The 14,317-nt window shown below is 58.0% G+C and carries 16 protein-coding genes and 1 other RNA gene; 11 read left to right on the forward strand and 6 right to left on the reverse strand.

The features are described from left to right. Nucleotides 1–17 precede the first annotated feature (17 nt). Nucleotides 18–917, reverse strand: a complete 900-nt coding sequence (locus L1O02_RS05650; RefSeq protein WP_173655961.1) for a GlxA family transcriptional regulator — start codon at nt 915–917, stop codon at nt 18–20. A 244-nt stretch (nt 918–1,161) separates the two neighbouring features. On the opposite strand from L1O02_RS05650, the gene L1O02_RS05655 reads away from it, so the two are divergent. After that, a complete protein-coding gene (locus L1O02_RS05655; protein WP_108545228.1) occupies nt 1,162–2,298 on the forward strand; it encodes an acyl-CoA dehydrogenase family protein in 1,137 nt (378 codons plus the stop codon). 60 nt (nt 2,299–2,358) lie between these two features. Here the strand turns inward: L1O02_RS05655 and L1O02_RS05660 are convergent, their stop codons facing one another. Then, entirely contained in the window at nt 2,359–3,399 is a 1,041-nt protein-coding gene (locus L1O02_RS05660; RefSeq protein ID WP_108545229.1) for an NADP(H)-dependent aldo-keto reductase, read from the reverse strand. A gap of 247 nt (nt 3,400–3,646) precedes the next feature. Here L1O02_RS05660 and rplM point away from each other — a divergent pair, with 247 nt between their 5' ends. The 7 genes from rplM (at nt 3,647) to L1O02_RS05695 (ending at nt 8,521) form a co-directional block, all read left to right on the forward strand. Further along, nucleotides 3,647–4,075 (forward strand): 50S ribosomal protein L13, encoded by a 429-nt coding sequence (gene rplM / locus L1O02_RS05665; RefSeq protein WP_007928449.1) that lies wholly within the window; start codon nt 3,647–3,649, stop codon nt 4,073–4,075. A 14-nt stretch (nt 4,076–4,089) separates the two neighbouring features. Next, nucleotides 4,090–4,482, forward strand: coding sequence for a 30S ribosomal protein S9 (rpsI, locus tag L1O02_RS05670; RefSeq protein WP_003228056.1), 393 nt, complete (start codon nt 4,090–4,092; stop codon nt 4,480–4,482). Nucleotides 4,483–4,735: 253 nt separating this feature from the next. Continuing rightward, on the forward strand, nt 4,736–5,329 hold the full coding sequence (gene petA / locus L1O02_RS05675) for a ubiquinol-cytochrome c reductase iron-sulfur subunit (RefSeq protein WP_047306018.1): 594 nt from the start codon (nt 4,736–4,738) through the stop codon (nt 5,327–5,329). Continuing rightward, nucleotides 5,329–6,540 (forward strand): cytochrome bc complex cytochrome b subunit, encoded by a 1,212-nt coding sequence (locus L1O02_RS05680; RefSeq protein WP_016966673.1) that lies wholly within the window; start codon nt 5,329–5,331, stop codon nt 6,538–6,540. The genes petA and L1O02_RS05680 overlap by 1 nt, the downstream gene beginning before the upstream one ends. Continuing rightward, nucleotides 6,540–7,322 carry a cytochrome c1 gene (locus L1O02_RS05685; protein ID WP_060840974.1) on the forward strand — a complete coding sequence of 261 codons (783 nt, stop codon included), beginning with the start codon at nt 6,540–6,542 and terminating at the stop codon, nt 7,320–7,322. Before L1O02_RS05680 ends, L1O02_RS05685 begins: the two co-directional genes overlap by 1 nt. Nucleotides 7,323–7,473: 151 nt before the next feature. After that, entirely contained in the window at nt 7,474–8,091 is a 618-nt protein-coding gene (locus tag L1O02_RS05690) for a glutathione S-transferase N-terminal domain-containing protein (RefSeq protein ID WP_108545230.1), read from the forward strand. Between the two features lie 16 nt (nt 8,092–8,107). After that, complete coding sequence (locus L1O02_RS05695) at nt 8,108–8,521, forward strand: ClpXP protease specificity-enhancing factor (RefSeq protein WP_060840973.1); 414 nt, start codon at nt 8,108–8,110, stop codon at nt 8,519–8,521. Between the two features lie 53 nt (nt 8,522–8,574). Here L1O02_RS05695 and L1O02_RS05700 read toward each other — a convergent pair whose 3' ends face one another. The 4 genes from L1O02_RS05700 to L1O02_RS05715 form a co-directional block, all read right to left on the reverse strand. Further along, a complete protein-coding gene (locus L1O02_RS05700) occupies nt 8,575–9,153 on the reverse strand; it encodes a BON domain-containing protein (RefSeq protein WP_060840972.1) in 579 nt (192 codons plus the stop codon). After that, nucleotides 9,150–9,743, reverse strand: coding sequence for a phosphoheptose isomerase (locus L1O02_RS05705; protein ID WP_007928463.1), 594 nt, complete (start codon nt 9,741–9,743; stop codon nt 9,150–9,152). The genes L1O02_RS05700 and L1O02_RS05705 overlap by 4 nt, the downstream gene beginning before the upstream one ends. A 104-nt stretch (nt 9,744–9,847) precedes the next feature. Then, on the reverse strand, nt 9,848–10,219 hold the full coding sequence (locus tag L1O02_RS05710) for a YraN family protein (protein WP_060844575.1): 372 nt from the start codon (nt 10,217–10,219) through the stop codon (nt 9,848–9,850). Beyond that, complete coding sequence (locus L1O02_RS05715; RefSeq protein WP_060840970.1) at nt 10,219–12,033, reverse strand: penicillin-binding protein activator; 1,815 nt, start codon at nt 12,031–12,033, stop codon at nt 10,219–10,221. The genes L1O02_RS05710 and L1O02_RS05715 overlap by 1 nt, the downstream gene beginning before the upstream one ends. A 237-nt stretch (nt 12,034–12,270) precedes the next feature. Between L1O02_RS05715 and rsmI the strand changes: the two genes are divergently transcribed. The 3 genes from rsmI to mraZ all read left to right on the forward strand — a co-directional run bounded on the left by rsmI (nt 12,271) and on the right by mraZ (nt 14,315). Further along, on the forward strand, nt 12,271–13,125 hold the full coding sequence (gene rsmI / locus L1O02_RS05720) for a 16S rRNA (cytidine(1402)-2'-O)-methyltransferase (RefSeq protein WP_173655960.1): 855 nt from the start codon (nt 12,271–12,273) through the stop codon (nt 13,123–13,125). A gap of 72 nt (nt 13,126–13,197) precedes the next feature. Beyond that, nucleotides 13,198–13,551, forward strand: an RNA gene (gene rnpB, locus L1O02_RS05725) — RNase P RNA component class A. A gap of 308 nt (nt 13,552–13,859) precedes the next feature. After that, nucleotides 13,860–14,315, forward strand: coding sequence for a division/cell wall cluster transcriptional repressor MraZ (mraZ, locus tag L1O02_RS05730; protein ID WP_011063319.1), 456 nt, complete (start codon nt 13,860–13,862; stop codon nt 14,313–14,315). The last annotated feature ends 2 nt before the right edge of the window (nt 14,316–14,317 follow it).

Here is a 14,317-nt window from a genome sequence, read left to right on the forward strand (position 1 = left end):
CATTGCAGGCCCTTTTTTTATGCCGCCTGTTGCTGGAACTGCTGGCGGTACTGGTTGGGTGAGAGTTCGGTGTGCTGGCGGAACAGGCGGGCAAAGAAGCTGGCGTCGTCGTAGCCGACTTCGTAGCTGATGGTCTTGATGCTCTTGCGTGTTCCCGAGAGCAGGCCCTTGGCGGTTTCGATACGCAGCCGCTGCAGGTAATGCAGAGGCTTGTCGCCGGTGGCGGTCTGGAAGCGGCGCATGAAGTTGCGAATGCTCATGCCATGCTCGCGGGCCACGTCTTCGAAGCGGAACTTGTCGGCGAAGTGCTCTTCGAGCCAGTGCTGGATCTGCAGGATGATCACGTCCTGGTGCAGCTTCTGGCCGCCAAAGCCGATGCGTCCGGGGGCGTAGTTGCGTTGCACTTCGTAGAGGATGTCCCGAGCCACGGCCTGGGCTACGTTGGCGCCGCAGAAGCGTTCGATCAGGTAGATGTACAGGTCGCAGGCCGAGGTCGTGCCGCCGGCGCAGTAGAGGTTGTCGGCGTCGGTCAGGTGCTTGTCCTGATTGAGCTGGACCTGGGGGAAGCGTTCGCTGAAGGCGCTGAAGAAGCGCCAGTAGGTGGTGGCTTCCTTGCCGTTGAGCAGCCCGGCTTCGGCCAGCCAGAACACGCCGGTGGCCTCGCCGCAGAGCACGGCACCGCGGGCGTGCTGGGCCCGCAGCCAGGGCAGTATCTGTGGATAACGCTGGCACAGGGTGTCGAAGTCGTCCCAGAACGCGGGGAGGATGATCACGTCTGTGTCTTCCAGCGGGCCATCCACCGGCATGATCACGTTGCTGAAGCTGCAAACCGGCTGGCCGTCGGGACTGACCAGGCGGGTTTCGAAGGCCGGGGTCAGGCCTTGGCCCAGTTGTTTGCCATAGCGCAAGCTGGCCAGATGGAAGAAATCCTTGGCTTGCATGAGGGTGGAGGCGAAAACCCGGTCGATAGCCAGGATGCTGACGCGCCGCAAGGGCGTGGAGGTTTGGTTAGACATAATTCAATTGTTCTTATAGGGGAAAGTGGTCACCAGACGGCTGGATCGTCTTATTTTTTGTCGGATGTGTCCAGTGTCCTGTGCAGGTGGCTGGCCTTAGGCTCTGGCAGCCAACCCATGATCAATAAACATCACAGGTGCCTGCATGATCCCTAGAACCTTGTTCAGTTCCGAGCACGAGCTCTTCCGTGACAGCGTGCGTACGTTCCTTGAAAAAGAGGCTGTGCCTTTCCATGGTGAGTGGGAAAAACAGGGCTATATCGACCGCCAGTTGTGGAACAAGGCCGGGGAGGCGGGGATGCTGTGCTCACATATTCCCGAGGAGTACGGCGGCCTGGGTGCGGATTTTCTCTACAGTGCGGTGGTGATCGAGGAGATCGGTCGGCTGGGGCTGACGGGCATTGGTTTCTCTCTGCATTCGGACATTGTTGCGCCCTACATCCTGCATTACGGCAGTGAGGCGCTGAAACGCCAATACCTGCCCCGTCTGGTGTTGGGGGAAATGGTGACGGCCATCGCCATGACCGAGCCGGGCGCCGGTTCCGACCTGCAAGGGGTGAAGACCACGGCGGTGCTCGATGGCGACGAGTATGTGATCAACGGGTCCAAGACCTTCATCACCAACGGCTATCTGGCGGATCTGGTGATTGTGGTGGCCAAGACCGATCCCAAGGCCGGGGCCAAGGGCACCAGCCTGTTTCTGGTGGAGGCCGATACGCCGGGGTTCTCCAAGGGCAAGCGTCTGGAAAAGGTCGGGATGAAGGCTCAGGACACTTCGGAGTTGTTTTTCCAGGATGTGCGCGTGCCCAAGGAAAATCTGCTGGGACAAGCTGGAATGGGGTTCGCCTATCTGATGCAGGAGTTGCCTCAGGAGCGCCTGACGGTCGCCATTGGCGGTCTGGCCAGCGCGGAGGCGGCGCTGCAATGGACCCTGGACTACACCCGTGAACGCAAGGCTTTCGGCAAGGCGATTGCCGACTTCCAGAACACCCGTTTCAAACTGGCGGAGATGGCCACCGAAATCCAGATTGGCCGGGTGTTTGTCGATCGCTGCCTGGAGTTGCATCTGCAAGGCAAGCTCGATGTGCCAACGGCGGCGATGGCCAAGTACTGGGGCACCGATCTGCAGTGCAAGGTGCTTGATGAGTGCGTGCAGTTGCACGGCGGCTACGGCTTTATGTGGGAGTACCCGGTAGCCCGGGCCTGGGCCGATGCCCGGGTACAGCGCATTTATGCCGGGACTAACGAGATCATGAAGGAAATCATCGCCCGCTCACTGTAGCCATGGGCTTGCCGGCGAATGGGCGACGCACATTCGCCGGCAAGCCAGCTGCTGAAGTGTTTAAGGGGCGGGGTTGGGGTGGTCCTTGTGAATCGCCTCGATACCGGCCAGGACTTCTTCCGACAATTTCAATTCGGCACTGGCGATGTTGCTGTCCAGCTGGTCCAGGGTCGTGGCGCCGATGATGTTGCTGGTCACGAAGGGCTGTTGATTGACGAAGGCCAGGGCCATTTGCGCTGGATCCAGCCCGTGTTCGCGGGCCAGGGCGACGTAACGGCTGCAGGCCGCTTCCGACTGAGGATTGAAGTAGCGGCTGAAGCGGCTATAGAGGCTCAGTCGAGCCTTGGCTGGCCGGGCGCCGCCTTCGTATTTGCCGGACAGGTAGCCAAAGGCCAATGGAGAGTAGGCCAACAGGCCGCATTGTTCGCGAATGGCAATTTCCGCCAGGCCCACTTCAAAGCTGCGGTTGAGCAGGTTGTAGGGGTTCTGGATCGAGACTGCGCGAGGCCAGCCACGGCTCTCGGCCAGGGCGAGGAGCTTCATGGTGCCCCAGGGCGTTTCATTGGACAGGCCGATATGGCGGATCTTGCCGGCCTTGACCTGTTCGTCCAGGGCTTCGAGGGTTTCTTCCAGCGGGGTGAAGTCTTCGTCGGCCTGGTGCTTGTAGCCCAGTTGACCGAAGAAGTTGGTGCTGCGCTCGGGCCAGTGCAACTGATAAAGGTCGATCCAGTCGGTCTGCAAGCGCTTGAGGCTGGCATCTACGGCTTCGACTATGTGTTTGCGGTTGTGCTTGAGTTGTTTGTCGCGGATGTAGTCGATGGTGTTGCCGGGGCCGGCGATTTTGCTGGCCAGGATCCAGTCGGCACGGTCGCCGCGTTGCTTGAACCAGTTGCCGATATAGCGCTCGGTGGTGGCGTAGGTGTCGGCCTTGGGGGGCACCGGGTACATCTCGGCGGTGTCGATGAAGTTGATTCCGGCGTGCTTGGCTCGCTCGATCTGAGCGAAGGCTTCAGCCTCGGTATTCTGTTCGCCCCAGGTCATGGTGCCCAGGCAAATTGCGCTGACGTTAAGGTCGGTTCGGCCCAGCTGGCGGTAGTCCATCGGGTACTTCCTTGGCAAAACAATCATAAAAGCAGGTTGAAATTTTTTTCGCAATCTGCATAATTCGGCAGCTCTTTCTGCAGTGGAAGTGATGCGCCGCCTGCCGAAGAATCTTGCCGTATTCCAGACGCGCTGACCCGAGCCCCCGATAGCGTCTGTGTCCGGCTGCCTTTGACCTTGTCAAAGTACGCACTATTCAGTAAGATCCGCCGTCTATTTTGCTGGGCGGCCCCTGAGGCTATAAAGAATGAAAACTTTTACTGCTAAACCGGAAACAGTAAAGCGCGACTGGTTCGTCGTCGACGCTGCTGGTCAGACCCTGGGTCGTCTGGCCACCGAAATCGCGAGCCGTCTGCGTGGCAAGCACAAGCCTGAGTACACTCCTCACGTTGACACCGGCGACTACATCGTCGTTATCAATGCCGAGCAGGTACGTGTTACTGGCGCTAAAACCACTGACAAAATGTACTACTCCCACTCCGGTTTCCCGGGCGGCATCAAGTCGATCAACTTCGAAAAGCTGATCGCCAAGGCCCCTGAGCGCGTGATCGAGACCGCGGTAAAAGGCATGCTGCCTAAGAACCCGCTGGGTCGCGACATGTACCGTAAGCTGAAAGTCTATGCGGGCGCTGCTCACCCTCATACTGCTCAGCAGCCCCAAGAACTGAAGATTTAACGGAATAGTTCATTATGTCGGCGACTCAAAATTACGGCACTGGCCGTCGCAAGACTGCAACCGCACGCGTTTTCCTGCGTCCGGGCACTGGCAACATCTCGATCAACAACCGTTCCCTGGATAACTTCTTCGGTCGCGAAACTGCCCGCATGGTAGTTCGTCAGCCGCTGGAGCTGACCGAGACTGTTGAGAAGTTCGATATCTACGTTACCGTTATCGGCGGCGGTGTAAGTGGTCAAGCTGGCGCGATCCGCCACGGTATCACTCGCGCTCTGATGGATTACGACGAAACTCTGCGCAGCGCTCTGCGTAAAGCTGGTTTCGTAACCCGTGACGCACGTGAAGTTGAACGTAAGAAAGTGGGTCTGCGTAAAGCGCGTAAGCGTCCGCAATACTCCAAGCGTTAATTCGCTACTGCGTTCAAAGACGCCCAGTCTCCTTGCGGAGCTGGGCGTTTTTTATTGTCTGAAATTTGCTCTGTGACAACTTGCCACATCCGCGGAGGCCCTATACTACAAGGCTTCGGGCTGGCTGGGCTTGGTAATTACCTTGTCAGAATAGGGGCTTTTCATTACCATTCGGCAAAATTTTTATAAGTTCAGATTTTTACTTAGTAGATGCCTGATTTAACAGGCCACAAAGCTGATGGGAGAGGACTGAATGAGCAATGACGGCGTGAATGCAGGCCGGCGTCGCTTCTTAGTAGCAGCCACATCCGTGGTGGGTGCTGCAGGAGCGGTGGGGGCTGCGGTCCCGTTCGTGGGGTCATGGTTTCCCAGTGCCAAGGCGAAAGCCGCAGGTGCACCGGTGAAAGTGAATATCAGCAAGATCGACCCAGGTCAGCAGATGATTGCTGAATGGCGTGGTCAGCCGGTGTTCATCGTCCGCCGTACAGAGGAAATCCTGGGGAATCTTAAAAAGATCGAGGGCCAGCTGTCTGACCCTGACTCCAAGAACTCGGTACAACCAACCTACGTCGATCCGGAAGTGCGTTCGATCAAGCCAGAGATCCTGTTGCTGATCGGGATCTGCACTCACCTGGGTTGTTCTCCGACCTTCCGTCCTGAAGTGGCGCCCGCCGATCTGGGCAAGGACTGGGTAGGTGGCTATTTCTGCCCTTGCCACGGCTCCCACTACGATCTGGCTGGTCGCGTCTACAAGGCGCAGCCTGCGCCCCTGAACCTGCCAGTACCCCCGCATTCCTATGAGTCGGATGACATCATCGTCATTGGCGTCGACACGGAGAAAGCGTGATGAGCAAGTTCATGGATTGGGTTGATGCGCGCTTCCCCGCGACCAAGATGTGGGAAGACCATCTCAGCAAGTATTACGCTCCGAAGAACTTCAACTTCTTCTATTTCTTTGGCTCCCTGGCGCTGCTGGTGCTGGTCAATCAGATCGTTACCGGTGTCTGGCTGACCATGAGCTACACCCCTTCGGCAGAAGAGGCCTTCGCTTCTGTTGAATACATCATGCGCGACGTCGAGTACGGCGCGATCCTGCGTCTGCTTCACTCCACCGGCGCTTCGGCGTTCTTCATCGTGGTCTATCTGCACATGTTCCGTGGCTTGCTCTACGGTTCCTACCAGAAGCCTCGTGAGCTGGTGTGGCTGTTCGGCATGCTGATCTACCTGGCGCTGATGGCTGAAGCCTTCATGGGCTACCTGCTGCCTTGGGGGCAGATGTCCTATTGGGGGGCTCAGGTAATCATCTCGCTGTTCGGTGCGATCCCCGTTATTGGTGACGACCTGACCCAGTGGATTCGTGGTGACTACCTGATTTCCGGGATTACTCTGAACCGCTTCTTCGCCCTGCACGTAGTAGCCCTGCCGATCGTGATTCTCGGCCTGGTGGTGCTGCACATCCTGGCGTTGCACGAAGTGGGTTCGAACAACCCGGATGGCGTAGACATCAAGAAGAACAAGGACGAGAACGGCATCCCGCTGGATGGCATTCCTTTCCACCCTTACTACACCGTGAAAGATATCGTCGGCGTAGTGGTGTTCCTGTTCATCTTCTGCTCGATCGTGTTCTTCTTCCCGGAAATGGGCGGTTATTTCCTCGAGAAACCGAACTTCGAACAAGCCAACCCGTTCAAGACTCCCGAGCACATTGCTCCGGTTTGGTACTTCACGCCGTTCTACGCGATCCTGCGTGCGGTGCCGGACAAGCTCTTGGGTGTTATCGCCATGGGCGCTGCAATTGCGGTCCTGTTCGTACTGCCTTGGCTTGACCGCAGCCCGGTCAAGTCCATGCGCTACAAAGGCTGGCTGAGCAAGATCTGGCTGCTGGTGTTCTGCATCTCGTTCGTGATCCTGGGTGTGCTGGGTGTCTTGGCACCGACTCCGGGCCGTACGCTGCTGTCGCAGGTATGTACCTTCCTGTACTTCGCCTACTTCATTCTGATGCCGTTCTACACCAGGCTCGAGAAGACCAAACCGGTTCCGGAAAGGGTGACTGGCTGATGAAAAAGCTATTTGCTGTACTGATTCTTGCTGCTATGCCTGTATTGTCTTTCGCGGCCGAGCACGGCGGACCTGAGTTGGAGAAGATCGATATCGATCTTTCCGACAAAGCCGCCCTGCAAGACGGCGCGCGTACTTTTGCCAACTACTGCATGGGCTGCCACAGCGCCAAGTTCCAGCGTTATGAGCGAGTGGCCGATGACTTGGGCATTCCTCACGACCTGATGTTGAGCAAGCTGGTTTTCACCGGTGCCAAGATCGGCGACCACATGAACATCGGCATGCAGCCGGCGGATGCCAAGACCTGGTTCGGTGCTGCGCCGCCAGATCTGACCCTGGTGGCTCGTGTTCGTGGTACCGACTGGCTTTATGGCTACCTCAAGTCCTTCTATGAAGATCCTGCGCGCCCTTGGGGTGTGAACAACAAGGTCTTCCCGAACGTTGGCATGCCTAACGTCCTGGTCGGTCTGCAAGGGCGTCAAGTGGTCGGTTGCAAGCAGGTGCAGATCGTTGAAGACGGCAAGAAGCAATACGATCCGCTGACTGGTACACCGCTGACTCACGAGGCGTGCGATCAACTGACAGTCAAAGAGGGTACCGGTACTCTCAACGAGGCTCAGTTCGACGAGAAGGTCAAGAATCTGGTGACTTTCCTTGCCTATTCGGCCAACCCGGTCAAGCTGCAACACCAGCGCATCGGCACTTATGTGCTCTTGTATCTGGCCTTCTTCTTCGTGTTCGCCTATCTGCTCAAACGCGAATACTGGAAGGATGTGCATTAATAACGTTTTAAGCATCAGTTGTTGAGCGTGCGCGCCCAAGGGCGTCTCTGATCAGTAACAACCCTGTATCATTCGGGGGTTACCAGAGGCGCCCTGAGGGCGCGCTCGTTTTTTCTGCTTCCGATAATTTCAACAAGCGAGGAGGATCGCCATGGGCGTGACCAATCGGTTGGCCTGTTACTCCGACCCCGCCGACCACTATTCCCACCGGGTGCGCATTGTGCTGGCGGAGAAGGGTGTCAGCGCCGAGATCATCAGTGTGGAGGCGGGCCGTCAGCCGCCGAAGCTGATCGAAGTGAATCCTTACGGGAGCTTGCCAACGCTGGTTGATCGTGACCTGGCGTTGTGGGAATCGACAGTGGTGATGGAGTACCTGGATGAGCGTTACCCTCATCCGCCGCTGTTGCCGGTTTACCCTGTGGCGCGTGCCAACAGTCGTTTGCTGATGCACCGAATCCAGCGTGATTGGTGCGGGCAGGTGGATCTGATCCTGGATCCGCGGACCAAGGAGGCGGCGCGGGTGCAGGCGCGTAAGGAATTGCGTGAAAGTCTGACCGGAGTGTCTCCGCTGTTCGCCGACAAACCATTTTTCCTCAGTGAGGAACAAAGTCTGGTGGACTGCTGCCTACTGCCCATACTCTGGAGATTGCCAATCCTGGATATCGAATTGCCGCGGCAGGCCAAGCCGCTGCTTGATTATATGGACCGCCAATTTGCGCGTGAGGCTTTCCAGGCGAGTCTGTCTGGCGTCGAACGTGACATGCGCTGAGGCTTAAGGAGCCGCTATGAACTCCAGTCGACCTTATCTGGTCCGCGCGCTCTATGAGTGGATTGTGGACAACGATTGCACCCCGCACCTGCTGGTCAATTCCGACTATCCGGCCGTGCAGGTGCCCCAGGGCTTTGCCAGTGATGGGCAAATTGTCCTGAATATTTCTCCCAGTGCCGTACGTCATCTGCACATGGACAACGACGCCGTGACCTTTGAAGGGCGCTTCGGCGGTGTGCCACACAGCTTGCACGTACCGGTCGCGGCGATCCTCGGAATCTATGCGCGCGAGAATGGTCAGGGCATGGTCTTTGATCTGGAGTCGCCTCTGGACGAAGAAGATGACATCGAGCCGGATGACGATTTGCCGCCACCGGACAGTGAGCCGCCGCGCCCCAGTGGCCGGCCCAGCTTGAAAGTGGTCAAGTAATAAAAAAGGCGATCCAGATGGATCGCCTTTTTTGTGTCTGACGCAGTGCTGTGTCAGTCGATGTATTCGAACAGTTTGACGATTTTTTGTACGCCGGAGACGCCCTGGACCAGATTGGTGGCTTGCGCGGCTTCCTGTTGGGTCAGCAGGCCCAGCAGGTAGACGATGCCATTCTCGGTGACGACCTTGATCCGCGATCCGGGAATGCTGGCGTCGGTGAGCATCTGAGTCTTGATCTTGGTGGTCAGCCAGCCATCGTTCTGCCGTGCCAGAAAGCCGGAGGGCGGCAGTACTTGCAGTTCGTTATGGACCTTCTTGACTCGCTGCACTTCGCTGGCGGCCTGTTCGGCTGTTGCCTTGAGGTCGGGGCGCGGTGTCTGGCCTGCGAGCAGGACAATGCCGTTGAAGCTGGTGACGACAATGTGCGAGTTGTTTTCCAGGTCCGGGTTGGCCTTGGCAACGTTGACGGCGACTTTGGTTTCGATCAGTGAGTCGTCGATTTTGCTGCCGAAGGTGCGAGTGCCGCGATCGTCATCAATGGGTTTGTCGCGGGTGGCGGTAATCACCGAGCTGCAACCAGTGATGCCGAGGCACAAGGTCAAGGCCAGGAGGCCAAGGCGATTAGGGGTCATTCTTCACTCCCGAACAATTGGCTGTCGATCAAGTCGCAAAGGCAGTGGATCGCCAGCAGGTGGACTTCTTGAATACGTGCGGTGACGTTGGCCGGTACACGAATTTCAACATCTTCAGGCAAAAGCAGGGAAGCCATGCCTCCACCATCGCGACCGGTCAATGCTACGACAATCATTTCTCGATCATGTGCGGCCTGGATTGCTTGAATAATGTTGGCGGAGTTGCCGCTGGTGGAAATCGCCAGCAGTACGTCGCCGGGTTGTCCCAGGGCGCGGATCTGCTTGGAAAAGACTTCGTTGTAGCTGTAGTCGTTGGCGATCGAAGTGATGGTCGAGCTATCGGTGGTCAGGGCGATGGCTGGCAGGCTGGGGCGTTCACGTTCGAAGCGGTTGAGCAGTTCGGAGGAAAAGTGCTGGGCGTCGCCAGCAGAACCGCCGTTGCCACAGGAGAGCATTTTGCCCTCATTGAGCAGGGCGTTGACCATGACTTGGCTGGCTTGCTCGATGTGCGGTGCAAGTACGTCCATCGCCTGTTGCTTGGTGTCGATACTGGCCTGAAAAAGCTGGCGAATTCGGGATTGCATGTCCATCTGTGTGACCTTAAGTAGCGCGGCTTGGTGGCACGTGAATGTGCAGCCCGCAAAGCAAAGAGCAAAAAAGTTGAGTGAAAATGGGTGCTGCCTGATGGCTTCTTTCAGCTGTCAAAGGCATTGCGCAGCCAGTTCAGGCGGGCTTCTGCACCTGGGGCGCCGTCAATGGCGACCACATCGAAACGGCAGGGATGGTTGGACCAGCGTGACTCTTTTTGCAGAAAAATCTGCGCAGCAAGAATGAGTTTCTGACGCTTGCGCCCATCGATACTGCCCAGGGCGCCACCCCATTGCGTGTGTTGTCTGTAGCGGACTTCGACGAATACTACTGTATCGCCGTCAAGCATGACCAGATCAAGCTCGCCGCGTTTGCACAGCCAGTTCTGCGCCAGCAGGCGCAGCCCTTGCTGTTGGAGATGCCTGAGCGCTTGGCTTTCGGCATCTCTTCCGCTTTGCTGGCGTGATCCTTGGAGCATCAGCGCGGCGTATCGGGCAGGCGGGTGACCTGGCCGTTGACGAACTTGGCCCACGGCAGCTGGCGTTCGATACGCTGACCTGCGGCCATGCCCAGGCTGCCGGACTCACCATCGATCCGGCTGTCAGGCAGGGCCTTGAGCTGGCCCAGGCGAGGTGCAAGGCGATAGGCGTCGACGCCCATGGCGTACAGGCGACCTAGGCTGCCTCCGGCTTGTGGCCATTGTGCAGTGACCTGGCGCCGCAGAAGGCCGTTGGCGTCTAGCAGCCAGGGGGTTTCACAGAACATTACTCCGTTCATGTCGTTGTATTGGTTCTGATCGCCGCTAGCGCTGAATACGTTGGAGGTGGCGTACACCGGAACGTCCCCGGCGTATTGGAAGTTCAGGGTCGGCTTGATCTGTTGTGCCTGCTGTGGCGTTGCAGCAAGGAAAATGAACTCGATGTCCTGGCGGCGTGCCGGTTGCGCGGCGACTTGAGTGCCTACGGTGCTTTGCAGGCTCTTGGCGCGACCTTCGCTTTGGCGCAGCTGGAACAGGTCGGCAATCTGCTGGGCCAGGGCGACTGGCTGATCGATGCGTTCGATGCCGATCATGCTGCCACCGTTGGCTTCCCAATCCTGGCGGAAGGCTTTGAGCACGCGATCGCCCCATTCACCCTTGGGGACCAGCGCGGCAGCACGGTGCAAGCCGTCGGCGCGGGCGCGACGAGAAACTTCACGGGCTTCGTCTTCGGCTGCCAGGCCAAACTGGAACAGTTGCGCGGGGCCCTGTTCGCCGCCCTCGCTGTAGTTCAGTGCCAGGGTAGTAATCGGCAGTTGCGGGCGCGCAGCCAGCTGTTTGACCAGGGGTTTTTCCAGCGGGCCGACTACCAACTGCACGCCGGCGGCTTGGGCCTTGCGATAGAAGTCATCCAGGGAGCTCAGGCGCGAGCTGTCGTAGAACTCGATGCTGGGTGGTTTCTGTCCGGCTTGCTGTGCTTGATAGTGGGCCGCCATGAAGCCTTCGCGCAGGGCTTTGGCTACAGAGGCCAGCGGGCCGTCCTGTGGCAGCAGCAGGGCGATTTTCGACACGGGTTGGCTGGCCAGCTCTTTGAGCTTGATCAGCGGTTGCGGCAATTGGAGGGCGGCAGGGTGTTTTGGATTCTGTGCGCGCCACTGATCAATGGCGGCCTGCTGCTGTTCCAGGGTGCCGGCGCTCTTGACTGCCAGGGCCAGGCTCATCCAACCGGCCAGATCGTCATTGCCCGCTGGCTGCAGTTGGTCGGTCGGCAGGGCGGCGATCAGTGCCCAAATGGCTTCGTGGTTCTTTGCTGCCGCATCGTCTTTGAGCAAGGGGGCAATAAAGATCCGCTCCTTGGCGGCTGCCAATGTTTGGCCGTCGGCCTCAAGGGCGCGAGCATGAACGGTGCCGGTGCGAATCTGTTGTGGTGCTGGCAGCTCGCTCAGGTGCTGCAGGCTGGGATGGCTCAAGGCGGTTAAAGCCGCCTTTGGCTGATTGCGTACCATGGCCAGCTCGGCGGACAGCGTGCTGGCGAAGATTTGCTGGGCAGGTTTGAGCTGATCCAGCGGCACTTGCTGCAGAATCTGTCCGGCGCGTCCGGCGTTGCCTTGGCGATACGCCATGTCTGCCGCGCTCAGGCGTAGCAGGGCGGCTTTGTCGGGGCTTTTGCTGGTGGCGGCCTGTTCGAGCAATTGCTCGATGCTGGCATCCGGTGTCCGTGGAAGTTCGCCAAGGCTGGAGGAGGGCGAGCTGGCGCAAGCCACCAAAAGGGTAGCCAGGCAGAGGGCGAGAAACAGCCGCAGGCAAGCGATCATGTAAGTGTTCCTGATACTCGATCAAATGAGCGTGGAATTGTACCCAAGCGCTGGCCGGGGCGCGATGTTACTGGTGATAAACCGTCCATTTAGCTGGTGCAAATGTTGCTGGGAGGCACAAAAGCCGGCAAAGGATCAGAGTGTTGAGCGATTGACAGGTCTATTGAGAGGGCTTCAACGCGCTACAATGGCGCTTTTGCCGATCAAGAGGTGTGCGCTTTGACTGTTCCGGGTCCTTTGAATTCCGCTGCTGGCTCGCTTTATGTGGTGGCGACTCCCATCGGTAACCTGGACGACATCAGCGCCCGGGCTCTGAAGTTGTTGCGCGAGGTGTCGCTCATTGCTGCGGAGGATACCCGGCATTCTCAGCGCCTGATGCAGCACTTCGGCATTGCCACGCCTCTGGCGGCCTGTCATGAACATAATGAGCGTGACGAAGGCAGTCGTTTCATCACCCGTTTGCTCGCCGGGGATGATGTTGCGTTGATCTCCGATGCGGGCACGCCGTTGATTTCCGATCCGGGTTATCACTTGGTGCGTCAGGCGCGAGCAGCAGGTATCAATGTGGTTCCTGTGCCCGGGGCCTGTGCTTTGATCGCTGCATTGTCGGCGGCAGGTCTGCCATCGGACCGGTTTATCTTCGAAGGTTTTCTACCGGCCAAGGCGGTTGGGCGGCGTGGGCGTCTGGAGGCGGTCAAGGAAGAGCCGCGTACGTTGATTTTCTATGAGGCTCCGCATCGGATTCTTGAGTGTCTGCAGGATATGGAGGCGGTATTCGGTGGCGATCGGCCTGCGTTGCTGGCTCGGGAGCTGACCAAGACTTTCGAGACTCTCAAGGGCTTGCCGCTTTCTGAGTTGCGCCAGTTCGTTGAATCCGACAGCAATCAGCAGCGTGGCGAGTGCGTAGTGCTTGTCGCGGGGTGGACGGCGCCGGAAGGTGATGAGGCGATCAGTGCTGAGTCGATGCGCGTGCTTGACCTGCTGCTCAAGGAAATGCCTCTCAAGCGGGCGGCGGCGCTGGCGGCCGAGATCACTGGCGAGCGCAAGAACGTGCTGTATCAGGTGGCCTTGAATAAGCAGAAAGAACAATAAATGGCATGCCAGGGTGGCCAATGGCTTTTAGCGCTTGTTCTTGGGCCGCTCTGCCGTTAACCTGCGCGGCGGAGAGTCGATTGGACAGTCGCTGCCCTCTATGAAAATTAGAGGGGGGAGGAAAGTCCGGGCTCCATAGGGCGGAGTGCCAGGTAATGCCTGGGGGGCGTGAGCCTACGGAAAGTGCCACAGAAAATAACCGCCTAAGCACTTCGGTGCCGGTAAGGGTGAAAAGGTGCGGTAAGAGCGCACCGCACGTCTGGTAACAGTTCGTGGCTAGGTAAACCCCACTCGGAGCAAGACCAAATAGGGTTCCAAGGCGTGGCCCGCGCTGGAACCGGGTAGGTTGCTAAAGATGTCCAGTGATGGCCATCGTAGAGGAATGACTGTCCTCGACAGAACCCGGCTTACAGATCGACTCTCCACCTTTTCCCTCCCTGCTTGAATCAATAGCAGAAGCGTTTTTGTAATACCGAAAAAATCTTACTCTTAATAAATCACTTTAACTTCGCATTGCAGCTTATTGAGCTGTCTGAAGTTAATGCTCTGGAATGCCCCTCGAATTCTCGTTGCCTCTCCTCTTAGTGTCCTAAATCTCCGTTCTATAAGGCTTTTCCGTCGCTGCGCGCCTTGACGGTGGTGTGGGCGCATTCCTATAGTGTGCGCAAGTGGCGGAAAGTGGCATGAAGTGGGTTTTATGAGCGCAAAACGCTAAAATTTGGAGAAACGCTGACGTGTTTCGCGGAGCTAACGCTATCAGTCTCGATGCAAAAGGCCGTCTCGCCATGCCGAGCCGGTATCGTGACGAGCTCGTTTCGCGAAGTTCTGGGCAGTTAATCGTCACGATCGATGCTGTTGATCCTTGTTTGTGTGTTTACCCTCTCGACGAGTGGGAGCTGATAGAAACCAAGCTGCGCGCGCTGCCTTCGCTGCGCGAAGAGAACCGTCGTTTGCAGCGTTTGCTGATTGGTAATGCCGTCGATCTTGAGCTCGATGGCAGTGGTCGTTTTCTGGTACCGCCGCGCCTGCGTGAATATGCCAAGTTGGATAAGCGCGCAATGTTGGTGGGCCAACTGAACAAGTTCCAACTGTGGGACGAGGATGCCTGGAATGCTGTTTCCGCAGCGGACCTGGCGGCTATTCAACAACCGGGCGCCATGCCTGATGAACTGCGTGATTTGATCCTGTGACT

Origin of the sequence: Pseudomonas sp. BC42 (assembly GCF_021560055.1) — a bacterium.
GTDB lineage: Bacteria > Pseudomonadota > Gammaproteobacteria > Pseudomonadales > Pseudomonadaceae > Aquipseudomonas.